The sequence below is a fragment of the Pelatocladus sp. BLCC-F211 genome (assembly GCF_041928655.1).
Classification (GTDB): Bacteria; Cyanobacteriota; Cyanobacteriia; order Cyanobacteriales; family Nostocaceae; genus Pelatocladus.
The window spans coordinates 14,693-31,437 of sequence record NZ_JBHFLM010000127.1 but is presented as its reverse complement, the minus strand read 5'-3'; the positions used below and the strand labels follow the sequence as shown (position 1 = coordinate 31,437).

Sequence of the window (16,745 nt, the reverse complement as noted above, 5' to 3'; positions counted from 1 at the left end):
TTCAGTTAAGGCTAAAAACTAAAACTAGCGTAGGTTGGGGAGCCAGTGCGTTGCGGGGGTCCCAAGAGTTGTAGCACCTGGCGTTTGAGGAACGTAGACGCGCCCTGCGCGGCTTCTCGCAGAGTAATATAACCCAACATTATCAAGGCTTTGTTGGGTTTCGCTTGCGCTCAACCCAACCTACATTTCTACATTTCTTCTTAACTGAACCGTATTGATTGATAGACGACTAATCCCAGACTAAGCAATAACTACAGAAACAACCCATTCCCGCAGTAAGGAATTAACCTGGTCTGGTACTTCATCATGGGGACAATGACCCGCCCGCAGAAAGTGTTCTGTTAATTGGGGATAATATTGACGAAATTTCTGAGAACGTTCTCTAGCGTTAATCCAAGGATCAGCTTCTCCCCACAATAGTAATAACTGACAAGTTAATTGCTTGAGTAGCATATCTACTTTTTCGCCTTGGGGAGTTCTAAACACCGAAGAAAAGACATCGAAAGCACCTTGATCATAAGCAGGGCGAGAAATTTCTTCTATTAATTGTTCTGTAATTGCACTTTTGTCAAGATAAACTTTTTCTAGAGTTTGACGAATGACGCTTTTTTGCCGAACGTAGTGAAATAATAAAAACTGGGCAAAAGATTGTTGAAAAATCCATTTAGCAACATCACCCAAAAGTTTTTGCAAATTATCTGGCTGTTGGGGTGGTTCTATTTGAGTTTGCAGTGCTTCTGGTTCAGCTGTATGCTCGTTCTCATTAAACGGGCCTGCACTGTTTAATAATACTAAACCCTCTACTGCGTCATAACGTTGGGCTGCAACACACAAGCTAGCATAGCCACCCAGAGAATTACCTACTAACACAGCTTTTTGACCTATGACTTCAGTGATAAAGTCATAAAGCTGATCTCGCCACAGATCACCGCTATACTCCAATTTTGGCTTTGCTGAACGTCCGAATCCCAAAAGGTCTATAGCCCAAACTTCAAAATCGTGCTGTAGTTCAGCAATGTTTTTCCGCCAATGGTCAGTAGAAGCACCAAACCCATGCACTAACAGTAAAGGTGGATGTTGGGGTTGGGGTTTTCCTGCTTGTACATAGTAAATATTATGTTCTCGCCACTGCCAATTTTTACCCGGAATAGCGGTTGTAGAGGAGACTATTGTTGCCTGCATGATTCCAAAGAAATGTTAAGTAACCTCTAATAATTGTAGGCTAGTGATTAATGGTTAGTGATTAGCAGAATAAAGAACAGACGCGAGGAACATCGCGTCTAATGACCAATGACAAAGGACAAACAATTGATTACAGGAAAAACCAAACTTCTCGGAGTCATCGGACATCCAGTGGAACATTCACTGTCGCCAGTTATGCACAATGCAGCGATCGCTCAATTGGGAATAGATTACATCTATCTGCCTTTTCCCATTAAACCAGAAGATTTATACACCGCTATTTCCGGGTTTGCTGCTATTGGTGTTGTGGGTTTTAGTGTCACTATTCCTCATAAACAGGCAATTATACCGCTTTTGTCAGCAGTAGAACCCATAGCTCAAGCCGTAGGAGCAGTCAATACAGTTACTAATAAAAATAACTCCTGGGTAGGTACAAACACAGATATCGAAGGATTTCTTGCTCCTTTACAAACATATCATCAAGATTGGAGTCAGAAAGTAGCAGTTATTTTAGGTAATGGTGGTGCTGCTAGGGCTGTAGTAGCAGGTTGTACACAGTTGGGATGTGCAGAAATTCATGTTGTCGGGCGAAATGTCCAGCGATTGAGAGATTTTTCTAAGAGTTGGGAAAATTCGCTACTGCAAGTTAATCTCAGTGTTCACAAATGGGATGAATTACCAAAATTAATTCCGCAAGCGGATTTACTTGTTAACACAACTCCCATCGGTATGTACCCCAAGGTAGATGAATCGCCCTTGAGTGCAGCAGAAATGGCAAATTTGTCACCACAAGCGATCGCCTACGATTTAATCTACACCCCTAACCCAACAAAATTTTTACAACAGGCGCAACACATAGGCGCAACCGCCATCGATGGACTAGAAATGCTTGTCCAACAAGGCGCAGCAGCATTAAAAATCTGGTTACAACGCGAAAGTGTACCTGTAGATATCATGCGTCAAGCTTTGCAAAAGCATTTAGGTTTTTGAAGGGATCGGGGACAAAACAAGTCAAAAGTCATAGACGCGCAAGCGGCTTCCCGTTCGACAAAGTCGTTCCCGCAGGGTAGGGTAAGTCAAAAGTCAAAATTAAGAACTTTTTGACTTGTTTTCCCCAATGACAAATGACAATTGACAATTGACCAATTACCAAAGATTCAGTTGATTGGGTGGAGAATCTAAGTTATCCCAAGGTAGGGGGGGTACTTTGACACCGCTTTGTTCGAGTAATTTTTGGAAGTGACGAGCTGTGTTTGGCGATCGCTCTTCTACGGGACAATGGACAAAGAAGTATATTCGCTTTCCCTGCTGCAACCATTGCTGAATTTGTGTAACCCACTCTGCCATAAAAGGCTGATTAATTTCTAAATTGGGATGGGAAATAAACCGAATTAAACTAAAAGGTGCTGTGGTGCTAAATTGCACTGGTAGTTTGGGTTTGCGTCGTTCTGATTCTAGTTGGGGATCGTCGTCGCCAGTGTAGATTGGGCGAGTGTCTAGTAATACTCTTCCCACACCTAATTTTTCTAGTAGTGCAGTTAAATTAGTCGCATGGGGTTCTTTGAACCAGTCGCGGTGTCGCACCTCCAAGGCTAGTGGTATTTCTGTATGCGGCCAAGCTGACAAAAAAGCGGTGAGATCATCAATTAATGTCGGTGCATAACTGGGGGGTAGCTGGGCAAAAATCGGGCCAAGACGCTGACCTAAAGGACGCATCACCTCGATAAATTTCCCAGCATCAGCGATATAAGGTTGTAACTGTTGATTGTGAGTAATATCCCGTGGTAGTTTTAAGCAAAATTCAAAACCTGGTGGTGTATCAGTTGCCCAGCGAACTACAGTTTCTTGATTTGGTATAGCGTAGAATGTAGTATTACCTTCCACTGTTGTGAAACGACGGCTGTAGAGATGGAGAAAATCAGCAGGGCGAGTACCTGATGGAAAAAGTTCGCCTACCCAGCCTTTATATGCCCAAACAGCGCAACCGATAAAAAAGTTCACGATTATATTCCTTTAATAATATCTGTAAAATAAGGTTAGACATTTGTAAAGCGAGATTAACTCTTTTTGATATCTTTTTTAAGATCACAGTGATGACTATTTTTTGGACTTAAATTTTAATTATTTGCGTCTGTAGGCTTCCCATTTGATTTTTGAATAGAACTTAGTACACTTTCTGTTAAGCGTTCCCCGGCTCAACTAATAAGTTCATAAACCAAACCAGATTCCTATGTAAGTTTTTGATCTGATTAATATAATTTAACTCTTTAAAATGAAAATATTAATTGTCGAGGATGATGAGCTAGTTGCCCATGTGCTTGCTGCTGTCCTTACTAATTACAATTATGCTGTGGAAGTAGCCTCAAATGGTCAGGCAGCTTGGGATTTAGTACAAACTTATGATTACGATTTAATTCTCCTAGATGTCATCCTACCGGAGATAGATGGTATTACTCTGTGTCGGCAAATCAGAGCGCGTGGTTTGCAAATGCCAATTTTGTTATTGACTGGTTGTGATAGCAGCCATGAAAAGGCGATTGGTTTGGATGCTGGCGCAGATGACTACCTTGTCAAACCCTTTGATGAAGAAGAATTAGTTGCTCGGATCAGGGCGCTGTTACGTCGCGGTAGTGTCGCATCCCAACCGGTTTTGGAATGGGGTAATTTGCGACTTGACCCCACAAGTTGTGAAGTTAGCTACGCTGAAGAGCTATTATCATTAACTCCCAAGGAATATGCTTTGCTGGAGCTGTTTTTGCGAAATAGTCGCCGAGTTTTTAGCTGCGGGATGATTTTGGAGCATCTCTGGTCTTATGAGGACATACCAGGAGAAGAGGCCGTTCGTACCCATATTAAAGGATTACGGCAGAAATTAAAATCTGTGGGTGCGCCAGGGGATTTAATTGAAACAGTCTATGGTATTGGTTATCGGTTAAAACCACGCAGAGAAGAGAGCGGGAGAGATGAGGGAAATGGGGGACAAGGGGGAAATGGGGGACAAGGGGGACAAGGGGGACATGGGGGACACTCTGACGCGGGGACACGGGGACACGGAGACACGGGGAATACAGATGAAATATTCTCCGCATCACCGCGTCTCTCACTCTCCGAGTCTTCACAAGCGTCACCGCGTCTCTCCTTCTCCGAATCTTCAGAAACCACGTCTTCTCAACCACAGACACTTGCGGCTATTGCTGGAGTTTGGCATAAATATAAAGTTAGGGTAGAAGAACAGGTAGCATTGTTGGAGCAAGCTGCTGATGATGCTAAGAGTCAAGGATTGAATCAAAAGCTACGCAAACAGGCTCTACAAGAGGCACATACCCTTGCTGGATCATTAGGTACTTTTGGTTTTGCTGTTGGTTCCCAACTCGCACGCAAAATTGAGCAGTTACTAAAAGCTAATAAAACCCTAAGTGAAGATGACACTACTCAGTTTGTTGGGTGGGTACAGCAATTGCGCCAGGAAATTGCAGGTAATGAACAGGAAACAAAATCTAGGCTAGATTCTGAAGATGAGCATCCTTTGTTGTTGGTGGTAGATTGCGATCGCACTTTTACTGATCAAATTCAACAAGCAGCTCATAACAAAAATTTACAGGTGGCGATCGCTACTGATACTATAACTGCCAGAAATATTCTGTATCAAAATCATCCTAATATTGTACTGTTAGATCCGGATATTTCTTCAGATCACGAAGACAGTTTCAACTTGTTAGCAGAGCTGCATCAGCGTAAGCCCCCTGTACCAGTAATAGTTTTGACCAAAGACAGTGATTTTAGCAACCGTTTACAAGCTGCTCGCAATGGTGGACACACCTTTTTACCCAAGCCGATGTCTGCTAATCAAGTGCTAGAAGCAGTCAAGCAAGTGTTGCAAGATTCTCCCCATGCAGAAGCACACATACTCGCTGTAGACGATGACCCAAAAATCGGAGCTTTGTTAAAAAAATTACTGATGCCTTGGGGGATCAAAGTGACATCCTTGGAAAATACCCTGCATTTTTGGGAAACTCTGGAAGCAGTCACGCCAGATTTGCTCATTCTCGATGTAGAAATACCGAGTGTGAATGGTATAGAAATTTGTCAAGTCGTACGTAATGACCCCCAATGGAGTGAACTACCAATCCTATTTCTCACAGTTCATAACGATGCTGATATTGTTAATCAGGTTTTTGCGGTTGGTGCAGATGATTTTGTGAGCAAACCTATCGTTGGACCAGAACTGATTACTCGGATTGTCAATCGCCTAGAACGGGTTAGCTTACGGCGGATGCGAGAAATTTATCAAACAGGAAACACGCAAGCACAGACGCAACTCAACACCCATCTGCCTCAACAAGCGACAATAGAACAAGAATTACGCCAAGCTAAGGATGAATTAGAACTGCGAGTAGCAGAACGCACAGCCCAGCTAACTGAAATTAACGAACAACTCCAATCTGAACTCAACGAACGCCAACGCGCCCAAGAAGAACTGCGGAATTCCCAAGCGATGTTTGCTGGTATCGTATCCATTGCAGATGATGCGATTATTTCTATTGATAGCAGTCAAAAGATTACTCTGTTTAACCAAGGTGCGGAAAAAATTTTTGGTTACACTAGTCAAGAAGTTTTGGGACAGCCCCTAGATTTATTGCTCCCATCACAATATACTCAGGCACATCGACAGTATGTAACAGACTTTGGTAAATCTCCAAAAGTTGCTCGGCGCATGGGAGAACGTCGGGAAATTTACGGGCGACGCAAAGATGGTACAGAGTTTCCAGCAGAGGCTTCTATTTCTAAGTTAAAACTGGGTCAAGAAGTAGTATATACGGTTTACTTGCAAGACATAAGCGATCGCAAGCAAGTAGAACGGATGAAGGATGAATTTGTTTCTGTTGTCAGTCACGAACTCCGCACACCTCTAACTTCAATTCATGGTTCGTTGGGAATGTTAGCCAGTAGTTTAATCAAACCCGATTCAGAACAGGGAAAACGCTTGCTGCAAATTGCTGTGGATAGTACAGAACGTCTTGTGAGACTGATCAACGACATTCTTGATATCGAGCGCATTGAGTCAGGTAAAGTCAAGATGGAAAAACAAACCTGCAATGTTGCTGATTTGCTCGCCGAAGCCATAGATGTCATCCAACCCCTAGCTGACAAAGCTCAGGTAACTCTCTCGGTGTCTAGCTTATCTCAACAGCTATGGGCAGATCCTGATCGCATTGTGCAAACCCTGACGAACTTACTAAGTAATGCAATCAAATTTTCTACTGCTGGTTCTACAGTTTGGTTAAGTGCAGAATTGGGGAATGGGGAAGAGGACGTGGGGATGGGGGGACAAGGAGGACATGGGGGACATGGGAGCAGCTTTTTTCGTTTTCCCACTATTTTATTTAAAGTCCGTGACACTGGGCGTGGTATCCCATCTGATAAATTAGAGAGTATATTTGAGCGCTTTCAACAGGTGGATTCTTCGGATTCACGCAATCATGAGGGTACTGGTTTGGGTTTGGCGATTTGTAAAAGTATTGTCCAGCAGCATGGTGGTCGGATTTGGGTAGATAGTCAATTGGGCGAGGGTAGTAGTTTTTACTTTACATTACCTGTATTGCAGGTTTCTCAGATTAGTGAATTAGAAGACCATGATAGTGATCATGTACCTTTGGTGCTTGTGTGTGATGATGATGCTGATATTCGTAATGGGTTACAAACTCTTCTGGAGAAACGCCACTATCGGGTAGTTACAGTCGCTAGTGGTGAAGAGGCGATCGCAACTGCATCTACTCAACATCCAGATGTGATCTTACTAGATTTACTCATGCCCGGTATGAATGGCTGGGAAACAATGACAGTTCTCAAACAACGGGTTGATACTCAAGATATTCCCATCATTATTTGCAGTGTTTGCACACCTACTCATAACAGCAAACCAAATCAAGATTTTGTGAATTGGGTTAGTAAACCTTTAGAAGAAAGCTTGTTGTTTGAGTCGTTACGACAAGCACTCACAAATTCTGCTAAACAAATTCGTGTGTTGTTGGTTGAAGATGATCCCGATTTGGCGGAAGTTTTGCAGACTCTATTTAAGCTACATGATATTAATATTGTCCATGCCAAAACAGGTAAAGAAGCAATTCATCTCAGCCAGAAAGTGAAGCCTGATTTGCTGATTCTAGATTTGATTCTACCTGAAGGTGATGGATTTACAGTTGTGGAATGGCTACAGCAACACAATCAACTTTGCAAGATTCCATTGATGATTTATTCGGCGAAAGAACTAGAAGACTCTGAGAGAAAACGACTCAAACTAGGACATACAGAATTTCTGGAAAAAGGACAGGTGACACCACAAGAATTTGAACACCGGGTGATGAATTTATTGCACCAAGTTATACAATCAAATGCGGAGTTAAAAAGCCAGATAATTTGTAATCAGGATGGTAAGAATGACAAATAAAAAAGTGTTGGTAATTGATAATGAAGAATATATTCAAGAAGTCGCTAAAATTTGCTTAGAAACAGTAGCAGGTTGGCAAGTGTTAACAGCAGGTTCTGGAAAAGAAGGTATCAGCAAAGCCGAAAATGACCAACCAGATGCTATTCTGCTAGATGTGATGATGCCAGATATGGATGGACTGGCTACTTTTGAAAAATTACAAAATAATCAAACAACAAAAGCGATCCCGGTGATTTTATTAACTGCCAAGATCCAAGCTTCTGACCGTCGCCGTTATGCTCAGTTGGGTATAAAGGCTGCGATCGCAAAACCATTCAATCCTTTAGAATTGGCTCTTCAAGTGGCGTTAGCTTTGGGTTGGAATTTATAATAATTATGTATCATTAGTCAACAATAATTTATAATTTGTAATTCATAATTCGTAATTTTTGAATATCTTCACAAGTTCCTCATATTCTTTTCCTACTCTGAAAGTAGAGCCAGCTATCACAAGGTTGATCCCCAAAGTATTCTTGGCTCGAAACAAAAAAGTTATTAGTTATAAAAGGGGGAGAGGATATGTCTATCATTCGTTGGCAACCTTTTAGAGAAATCGATACTATACGTCAACAAATCAATCATCTGCTTGATGAGTGGATGCATGGTCAAGAACATGAGAGTCTGTTTCCAAAAGTAAATGCAACTTGGACACCAGCTGTTGAATTAAAAGAAACCGATACAGACATTATTCTCAAAGCTGAAATTCCAGGTATGGAAGCTAAAGACTTAGATGTGGAAGTCAGCACAGATGTAGTTGCAATTGCTGGAGAATATAAACAAGAAAAACAAGAACAAGAGAAAGGTTTTGTCAGAAGCGAATTCCGCTATGGTCAGTTTCAACGGATAGTACCTTTACCAGTTCCTGTTCAAAATGATCAAGTCAAAGCTGAATTTAAAAACGGTGTATTGACACTTACTCTTCCCAAAGTCGAAGCAGCTAAACGTAGTGTGGTAAAAGTGGATCTCACCGTGCAAGAAGCCGCACGAGAAGCAATGACAAAAGAACGTCAGCATCAAGAACACTTACAAGATACCATGCATACTCGTGCTGCTGCTGAAGTTAGCACTAATTAAGTACTAATCAAAAAGATGCTGGGATAATTGTGAAAAAATTTTTCAACACTTTTCAACAACTCAGGAGAATATTGTATGACTAATACAACAAATAAAAGCAGTATTTGGCAGAAAATTATAGAAGCTCCTCAGCAAGTTTTTCGTTACATTTACGGCGGATTTGTGAGAATTTTTACTCCTAGAGATGACAATTACCCAGAAACAGGTGTGCAACCATTTGAGGGAGAAATTGATAAGGAAAGACATTAATCATTAGACATAGGCGTGAAAAAGAATGTAGAGACGCGTTCGCTTTTAGCGTTCCCGCAGGGTAATTTCGCGTCTCTACTGATCTGGATTAGGCAAGTTAATTTGAAAATTTGGTAGGGTGGGTTCGCGAGCGACAACGCATCTACTACATATTTACTCAGCCGACTCTTCCGCTTCCTCGCTCTTCTGGATAATCACTATCACAAAATGTCTCGAATAGTAGTCCTTTATAGCAGCTATCCTGAGTTGGTGGTGGAGGTTGTAGTCCGAAATTCAGCGCCAGAGTGCTGACTACCATCCTGACGAAATTGCTTTGCTGTAGGTGCTGTGACTGTGGATAAAGACTCATCCTATCCAGTTTGAACAATAAAATACCCAAATTTTCAGCTACATCAATAAGAGTGTGTCTTTTCAAAATTACGTATTTAAGTATTTTCACTGTAGATGCCCCATCTAATACTAAAGACATTTTATAGCGGATATTGACCACACACTATCTAGGTTTTTCCCAAAGGAAGAAAAAAATATTACATGAGAATTTCTAAAAACACTATGTTAACGTTAATCGGGACAGTAATAATAAAGACTTTATTAAATAAGAAATAGCTTTAAAATATCTATGTTTCAAGCCAAGTTACTAAAAGGTTTGGGACAAAATCTCTAACATCTAACTTAGAATCTTAAGAAATTTTAGTTACTCAGTGTATTTACTTAAAAGAAACACGTTTGAGCATTTATAAATTTAAATAAGACTGCATCAAAGAATAAATATGAGTAGCAGTATTTACATTCGATTGGTAAGACTTTTTTATTAGTTTAAACCAACAGAAGCCCCACACTGTAATGTACCCATTCAGTGTGGGATGAATGGCGCTCCAAAAACGAGACTTCCATTACCAATTACCAATTACCGACCTTGACGAATAACGCAAGTGTTCAAGCGGACATGATCTCAAGCAGTAATCCCATAAAGCCAACTCTGCTTTTCTGTCAGCAATAGCGCATCTTGATAAACCTGTTGAAACAAAACTCGCTGGGCATGACTGCCACCAACAGAATGCAAGCGTGGTAAAACTGGTTTGAGTTGGGTTATGGCTGTATTGAAATCACCTTTGGCATGAGCAGCCATTCCCCTGGCTGCGGGAATTGCTACTTCTATCCAGCCCTGTCGTAAGAAAGGATTTATACTCAGGATGTGTTGTTCCATACTCAATAACATCTCGTTTACCCAATTCGTAAATCCTGCCTTAGCCATTGCATAAACGTAATGCAGGTCTTGAAAAGGAAGAGCATGTTCATGAATACGAGGGTAAAGATAAATACTCAGTTCTTGCCAGCGACTACCCACATTCACACTGCGTAACTCTAGCCTTAATAGGAGTGAAATTGCTCCGACTTGGTCTTTGGGCGATCGCTTGTTGGCACGTCCCCAAATATGGATATCGTAGAGTGACAAAACTTTCTCTATGTCACCTCGTTCTAAATAATACAGGGCAATATGCCACCAGTTATGGGTATACAGCATCGAGTTACAGTTTTCCCAACTATCAGCAAAACTCTCCATCCAAGCGATACCCTCATTCACTCGCCCTTGAGTTTCCAAAATATGAGCAACGGCATGATGCGCCCAAGGATCGTAGCGATTCATGGCTGTTGCCTTACGCCCCATTGCTTCTGCTGCTGCTAGCTGATGGCACTGTTCTAAACCAAACGCAACCATACCGTATAAATAGTGGTTTTTAGGATTGGCAGGTAGAACCTTTTGGGCAATTTGTAGTAATCTGTCTTTGTCACCTAAGTAAAAATAGTGATACTGTCCCTGCTGCACGGAAATCAAATCACGGGGAAATTTGTTGGTAATCTCTTCTTGGAAGGCGATCGCCACATCAATCTCTTTGTTTGCCCAAGCTAATATTGCTTGCACATATAATTGTTCTCTGTCGGTAATCTTGGCTGAATTCTTTTGTGCTGCTTGCAAGTGGGGTTGCGCTTGCTGCCAAGCTATCCTGTTTTCCTGGGAAAGATAATAAGCAGCAGCATAGGTATGGGCTAAAGCACAAGTTGAATCTGCTGTGATTGCTTGCAAAATCGCTATTTCTGCATCTTTGCCATAAAAAAGTGCCTGATCAATGAAGCGGTTAATGGCTGCGATCGCATCTGGCGAATCTGTCGTAACTACTAGTCCTTGTGAATCTCTTAGCATTATTAATTCCTTACACCAAGATTTCTAAAAATGCTTCTCAGTAGAAGGCAGTCCTAATGAAAAAATTTCATCACTAAGCATGAAAAGTTTAATGATATGTCTGCTTACCTAATTCCGAGAAAAGACTCCCGCCAAATCAAAGATTATGGCGCCGAGATGAATCGAGGGTCACAAACGTAGGCAGGAAATGACTTCCGAAGGTAACACCCCTTTTCCAATATCAAATTTTTTGGGTTGAGCAATATACTAAAAGTCGGTCGAGATAGTGTATTTAATATTGAGTATGTCACATAGACTTAAAAATAACAATAAATAAACTACTATAAATAGATAGATAAACAGTAATTACTTTTTTGTTCTTCCGCGCTGATGCAAGCATACAGCATGGGTTTCTCAATTAATCCGGCTTAGAACGACATACTCCTCAAAAACACCGGCAATTCGATGGGATTATGAAATTTTACTTAATAATTCAGGAAACTGTATCCCATTAGACAATTTTTCTAAAAATATCTCGCATAAATTGCAATAAGCCTATCGATTAACCGTAGTATAATGATTAAAAACTTAAAGAGTCAAAATTGTATGCTCTTGGATCTATCTGCCAAGGTGGAATATGCGCTATTGGCTTTGTTAGAACTCGCAAACCACTATACTCACAAAACTCCTCTAACTATGGGTGAAATCACCGCCAAGCAACCCATACCAGAGCGTTATCTAGAACAAATTCTTACTAGTCTGCGGCGTGCGGGTATAGTGCAGAGCCAACGTGGTTCTAGAGGTGGATTTCTTTTGATGCGTGAACCCTGGCGGATTACATTGTTAGAGGTTGTGGTCATGCTAGAAGGAGAGCAAAAACAAAGAGAAAACCCACCAGAAAATACTTTGGAAAAAACCTTGATACAGGAAATTTGGCAACAAGCCGACCAAGCAACGCAAGAGGCTTTGAACCGCTACACTATTCAAGACCTGTATGAACAAAGAGAGCAACGCTTACAGCAAAATCAGATGTATTACATTTAGCTAGAATAGATCGCGCACAAACCTACACCTGCTTTAATCCAGCACAAAAGTCTGCAAATAATCTAGAGGAACTGTGAAGACATAATAGATAACTCCTACACCAAGAAGAATGACTGCTAGACTCGCAAGAATAATCCAACGATCCGGTGGTTGATAGGTTTCCTCGTCAATATCTCGACGAACCGCAAAATAGTGCTGAGTTGACAGCATTACTGTCAACACGCCTACCAAAGCGAATGCTAAACCCAACTTCCAACCATTACCAGGAGGTTGTGGTGCTAGGGGAGGACGGAGGATACGCAGACGCACAATCAAAACACCAAAACCCATGAGTGCAATACCACTCCGCATCCATGCTAGATAAGTACGTTCATTCGCCAAATGATCCCGTACTCGATCTGATCTGTATTTTTGTGATTTCTCTGACTTCTGTGCCTCTATCTTTTCTGCCTCTATCTTCATAGAATTTATATCTATAAGTGACATTTTAAAAATTTAATATTTAATTCATATTTTCGCATGAAAATCTTGAAAATAACTGTCTTTAATTTCAGATATTTAATAAATGAGATTTATGAAAATCTAGTAAATAAAAATTTTTATAAATCGTAGACGAACGTCTGTCAGTTCACAAACTTTTGGATTTGTTGTATAGGTAATTTAGTATAGAAAAACTCTAAAATCAAATTTAAACTTCGGGCAGGCAATAGGCAAAAGTGGTAGAATCCTACCCGAATCATCGATACAAGCTTTCCCCTAACCCCCAGCCCCCATTCCCTCAAATTGGGGGTTAGGGGGAATGGAGGCGGTGGAGATTCCCCGATTGCAAGAGTGTCTATTACCTTTTAAATGTTATTTTTTCTGAGTAGCCGCCTTCAATCAACGCTGGTTACTTAATCATTAATTTTTGCAGGGGTAACTCTAGCATCGAGTGCAGCTTGTAAATTATCAGGAATAAACCAGTTGGCTTCGCCAGATTGGAAAATTTTTGCCGGCGGGAGATTGAATTCTATTTCGCCGGTTTGGGGATTGCTTGTAGCAACTAACCGAGTTCCATGCACAATCTTAAAAGCCTGAGCAGGTGTGGCTTCCTGCCCTTCTGTAGCGGTTTGACCAGGGATATAAACACCTTGACAATCCCATTCGTCATCAGTTTCTGCACCATTGGGTAACAGATACAATTGATTGTCGTAGGTAGAGCTAGATTTTTTCGGTTTTTGACCATAGACTAATAGTGTCTTTCCTGTTTCATTGCGACAAATTCCACAAGATTCTTCACTATTTTCAATGATATATTTCTGGAATTGCAAATTAGAAATCTTTTGCTGAAGCTCTGGTGTAGCACCTTGGGTTTGTTTGTCCTGTAATGCAGATTCTAAGGCTTTAGTGATTTCTATGTAATCCGGATCGGATGTATATTTTTTACTTGCCCAGGATGGTTGAGCAATCATTACAAAATTCACCAGCACTAACAAGCAAACAAGAGTGATTTTGACAAAGTTGATTTTAAAGAGTTTCATATGTTTCTCCTTATCAAGTTTACAGGTCTTTTTGACTAATTACTAACTACCTTAATCTAAGGTGATATGTAACCATTTTTTCCTCTATCTATTGATGCAGCTTCTAGCCAATGTAAATTTATTTAGGATCAGTTCGAGCTAATACTTTAGGTTCAGGTGAGCCTAAAAAAAATCCGTACATTTCTCGCCATGTATTCCTGCCTATAATTAACAGATAAGAACCAATAATTACACAGCTGATAATAGCTAAGATAGGGGCTTCTAGAGTATGGCTTTCCGTCAAAATGGAAACACCCAATCCTATTAAGATAAAGGGAACCAGAGAATTACCGTAGCGAGTAATCACAGAAGCGATCGCACTGATCTTGGTTAAGTAGTAGGCGGTATAACACCACACACCTACCATCGAGAAGAACACCCCTAAAATGATCAGCAAGCTATCCCAAGTCGTAGTAGCAAACAATGGCATATAAATCCCGATATTGTCGCCACCGTTAGCAATTGTTACTGCTGCAACTCCATAGCTTTGGGGAGAAAGCAAACTGCATAACCAAGATTGAGGAGAATCTGAAGTTTGGGTATCAGTCTCCGTATCTTCAGTATCTAGATGTAGTAGGCGACTGATACCAATGATGATTGGAACTACACCAAGTAAACCAATCCAGGATTCCGGTAAGATAAGTTTGCCGAAAAAGCCGGGTAAACTTGCAACCACCAACGCACTAAAACCAAGATACTGACCGATAACAATGTGGCGACGCCGCAAGCACACACTTACTTGTGAGAAAAGCAGTGACAGGATAACAATATCATCAAGATTAGTTGCAGCAAAGGCAGTTAGTCCAGTGGGAATGGCAGTTAGCAATCCGCTCATTTATATGTCTCCGTTATGGTGATACTGGTGTAATAGTGATTTTTTTCTTCCTTTGCACCTCCGCCTGACGTATACTTTTCTTATCTCCAGAAAACCACCCACGCAAATGTCTTCCTCTGCGTGAGGCTGAAAATTTCTGATTTTGAATGGTTTAGTTGTGTTTATCTTCTAGGGAAGAAGCAATCATTAGTTTTACTTTATGGCTCCCCACTATTGAAAGCAAACAGTCTTTTTTGTCAAATTCATAGATGGAATTTATTGATATTAGGTAATAGGTAATGGGTAATTGGCCCATTACCTATTACCCATTGGCGGCGGGTGGCGGTTCGTAACGCGCGTCTTTTATGAATCTTTCATTAATCTACAGTTTTTCGCCTGTTTTACCGTATAATAACTCTATCCTAGTCAAAACACTCACCAATTTGTAAATAGCCAAAATGACGCTAGAGCAGTTGCGAATTTTTTTAGCTGTAGCGGAAATGCTGCATTTTACCCGCGCTGCGGAAGCGCTTTATATCACCCAACCAGCAGTGAGTGCTGCAATTCAAAGTTTGGAAACAGAGTACGGGGTAAAGTTATTTCATCGCATTGGGCGCCATATTGAAATTACAGATGCTGGTAAGTTATTGCAGGGTGAAGCACAGAAAATTCTCGACCAAGTAGATTTAACTGAACGCGGTTTGAAGGAATTAAACAATTTGCAACGGGGAGAGTTGAAGTTAGGCGCGAGTCTCACTATTGGTAACTATTGGCTACCCGAAAAAATTAGCGACTTTAAACAGCAGTATCCTGGTATTTTTATCAATTGTACGCTGGGGAATGCAGAAGAAATTTGTGAGGGAACTGCTGTAGGAATGTACGATCTAGGTTTTGTCACAGGGGATATCAAACCTGCGTTGCAGAACTCATTGGAGAAAGAAATTGTAGGGAGCGATCGCCTACAAATTGTCGTTGGTAAATCTCACCCTTGGTTCCAGCTAACTGAAATTTATCTCGAAGAATTGCTCACCACTAGTTGGGTAATGCGTGAATCTGGTTCCGGCGCACAGCAGATGTTTGAGGGAGCTTTGCAAAGTTGGGGAATTGAAACTAGCAACCTGGATGTTGTTCTGTATCTCAACACCAGCGAAATGGTGAAAGTAGTAGTAGAAAGGGGTGTTGGCGCGGCTGCTATTCCCGAATCTATGGTTACAAAAGAAGTGATGCTGGGGACATTACACGCTGTGCAGATTATCGATCCGCAAAAATCGCCGGGTAAAAAGTTGGAAATTGTTCAACCTGTTTGGAAGCTAAAACACCGTCAACGTTTTCAAACACAGGTAATGATGGCTTTTGAAAAGCTTGCGATGCAGGAGCCTGTACAAGTTTATTAAATTTCTCGATCCGATGAGTGCAATTCAACTATCCTTTTTCAGCAGAATCACTAAGCAAATACAACTACCCAGCAACTTTATAAGGCTCAAAGTTTCTGTTTTTAGAACAATAAACCCACCTAACCCTATCAATACAAAAGGCAAGATAGAGTTACCATATTGACTTAATATATTCGCAATACTTGTTTGAGAAGTTAATTTATAAGCTAAATAGCACCAAACTGCTATCAGTACAAAAAAAACTCCAATAATTATCAAAAAATTACCGACATTACTACTCGCAAATAACGGCACATAAACACTGATATTATCACTACCATTAGCAATAGTGATAGCGGCAACACTGTAAATTTTTGCATTGATCAAACTAGCAATATTTGAGTCTTGATATTCATCTGTTGTGATTGCAATTTCATCAGATAAATCTTCTTCGCGATTGATCAAATTATTGATCCCCATAGCAATTGGTATTAATCCTAATAAGCCGATCCAATTTGTTGGTATGACTAATCCACCAAACAAACCAGGAAGACTGGCAATCACTAGCGCTGTAAAACCAAGATATTGACCAGCAACAATGTCCCGACACCGAAAGCTAGAATCTAGTTGAGAAAAAAGCAATAATAAAATGACGATATCATCAATATTAGTTGCAACAAAGGCTGAAAACCCAATTAAGAGTGTAGTAATTAACTCACTCATGCCGGTATATCCTGATTGATTTGCTGAGAATGTCTGACTGGATAATCATAATTCCTGA

Annotated in this window: 15 protein-coding genes; 7 read left to right on the top strand and 8 right to left on the bottom strand. The window is 40.8% G+C overall.

The window, feature by feature from the left end:
• Window positions 1–240 precede the first annotated feature (240 nt).
• Window positions 241–1,182, bottom strand: coding sequence for an alpha/beta fold hydrolase (locus ACE1AT_RS15635; protein WP_374869862.1), 942 nt, complete (start codon window positions 1,180–1,182; stop codon window positions 241–243).
• Window positions 1,183–1,290: 108 nt separating this feature from the next.
• Here ACE1AT_RS15635 and ACE1AT_RS15630 point away from each other — a divergent pair, with 108 nt between their 5' ends.
• Window positions 1,291–2,172, top strand: coding sequence for a shikimate dehydrogenase (locus tag ACE1AT_RS15630; RefSeq protein WP_374869860.1), 882 nt, complete (start codon window positions 1,291–1,293; stop codon window positions 2,170–2,172).
• A 156-nt stretch (window positions 2,173–2,328) separates the two neighbouring features.
• On the opposite strand, the gene ACE1AT_RS15625 is transcribed toward ACE1AT_RS15630, so the two are convergent.
• Window positions 2,329–3,183, bottom strand: a complete 855-nt coding sequence (locus ACE1AT_RS15625) for a DUF72 domain-containing protein (protein WP_374869858.1) — start codon at window positions 3,181–3,183, stop codon at window positions 2,329–2,331.
• Window positions 3,184–3,454: 271 nt separating this feature from the next.
• Here ACE1AT_RS15625 and ACE1AT_RS15620 point away from each other — a divergent pair, with 271 nt between their 5' ends.
• The 4 genes from ACE1AT_RS15620 to ACE1AT_RS15605 all read left to right on the top strand — a co-directional run bounded on the left by ACE1AT_RS15620 (window position 3,455) and on the right by ACE1AT_RS15605 (window position 8,992).
• Window positions 3,455–7,630, top strand: coding sequence for a response regulator (locus ACE1AT_RS15620; protein WP_374869856.1), 4,176 nt, complete (start codon window positions 3,455–3,457; stop codon window positions 7,628–7,630).
• Entirely contained in the window at window positions 7,620–8,000 is a 381-nt protein-coding gene (locus ACE1AT_RS15615) for a response regulator (protein WP_374869854.1), read from the top strand. Before ACE1AT_RS15620 ends, ACE1AT_RS15615 begins: the two co-directional genes overlap by 11 nt.
• 188 nt (window positions 8,001–8,188) lie before the next feature.
• Window positions 8,189–8,743, top strand: coding sequence for an Hsp20/alpha crystallin family protein (locus tag ACE1AT_RS15610; protein ID WP_374869852.1), 555 nt, complete (start codon window positions 8,189–8,191; stop codon window positions 8,741–8,743).
• 75 nt (window positions 8,744–8,818) lie between these two features.
• A complete protein-coding gene (locus ACE1AT_RS15605) occupies window positions 8,819–8,992 on the top strand; it encodes a hypothetical protein (RefSeq protein WP_374869850.1) in 174 nt (57 codons plus the stop codon).
• Window positions 8,993–9,149: 157 nt separating this feature from the next.
• Here the strand turns inward: ACE1AT_RS15605 and ACE1AT_RS15600 are convergent, their stop codons facing one another.
• Together ACE1AT_RS15600 and ACE1AT_RS15595 are read right to left on the bottom strand one after the other, a co-directional pair.
• Complete coding sequence (locus ACE1AT_RS15600) at window positions 9,150–9,461, bottom strand: hypothetical protein (protein WP_374869848.1); 312 nt, start codon at window positions 9,459–9,461, stop codon at window positions 9,150–9,152.
• Window positions 9,462–9,944: 483 nt separating this feature from the next.
• Window positions 9,945–11,195, bottom strand: coding sequence for a tetratricopeptide repeat protein (locus tag ACE1AT_RS15595; protein WP_374869846.1), 1,251 nt, complete (start codon window positions 11,193–11,195; stop codon window positions 9,945–9,947).
• Between the two features lie 585 nt (window positions 11,196–11,780).
• Here ACE1AT_RS15595 and ACE1AT_RS15590 point away from each other — a divergent pair.
• The gene (locus ACE1AT_RS15590) at window positions 11,781–12,218 is read left to right on the top strand and encodes an RrF2 family transcriptional regulator (RefSeq protein ID WP_374869844.1); all 438 of its coding nucleotides are present in this window, start codon (window positions 11,781–11,783) and stop codon (window positions 12,216–12,218) included.
• 33 nt (window positions 12,219–12,251) lie between these two features.
• On the opposite strand, the gene ACE1AT_RS15585 is transcribed toward ACE1AT_RS15590, so the two are convergent.
• The 3 genes from ACE1AT_RS15585 to ACE1AT_RS15575 all read right to left on the bottom strand — a co-directional run bounded on the left by ACE1AT_RS15585 (window position 12,252) and on the right by ACE1AT_RS15575 (window position 14,612).
• On the bottom strand, window positions 12,252–12,680 hold the full coding sequence (locus ACE1AT_RS15585) for a YidH family protein (protein WP_374869842.1): 429 nt from the start codon (window positions 12,678–12,680) through the stop codon (window positions 12,252–12,254).
• A 431-nt stretch (window positions 12,681–13,111) separates the two neighbouring features.
• Window positions 13,112–13,738 (bottom strand): hypothetical protein, encoded by a 627-nt coding sequence (locus ACE1AT_RS15580; RefSeq protein ID WP_374869840.1) that lies wholly within the window; start codon window positions 13,736–13,738, stop codon window positions 13,112–13,114.
• A gap of 118 nt (window positions 13,739–13,856) precedes the next feature.
• Entirely contained in the window at window positions 13,857–14,612 is a 756-nt protein-coding gene (locus ACE1AT_RS15575; protein WP_374869838.1) for a cadmium resistance transporter, read from the bottom strand.
• 437 nt (window positions 14,613–15,049) lie between these two features.
• On the opposite strand from ACE1AT_RS15575, the gene ACE1AT_RS15570 reads away from it, so the two are divergent.
• Window positions 15,050–15,985: a LysR family transcriptional regulator gene (locus ACE1AT_RS15570; RefSeq protein WP_374869836.1), complete on the top strand. Its 936-nt coding sequence runs from the start codon at window positions 15,050–15,052 to the stop codon at window positions 15,983–15,985.
• Between the two features lie 24 nt (window positions 15,986–16,009).
• Here ACE1AT_RS15570 and ACE1AT_RS15565 read toward each other — a convergent pair whose 3' ends face one another.
• Entirely contained in the window at window positions 16,010–16,687 is a 678-nt protein-coding gene (locus ACE1AT_RS15565) for a cadmium resistance transporter (protein WP_374869834.1), read from the bottom strand.
• Between the last annotated feature and the right edge of the window lie 58 nt (window positions 16,688–16,745).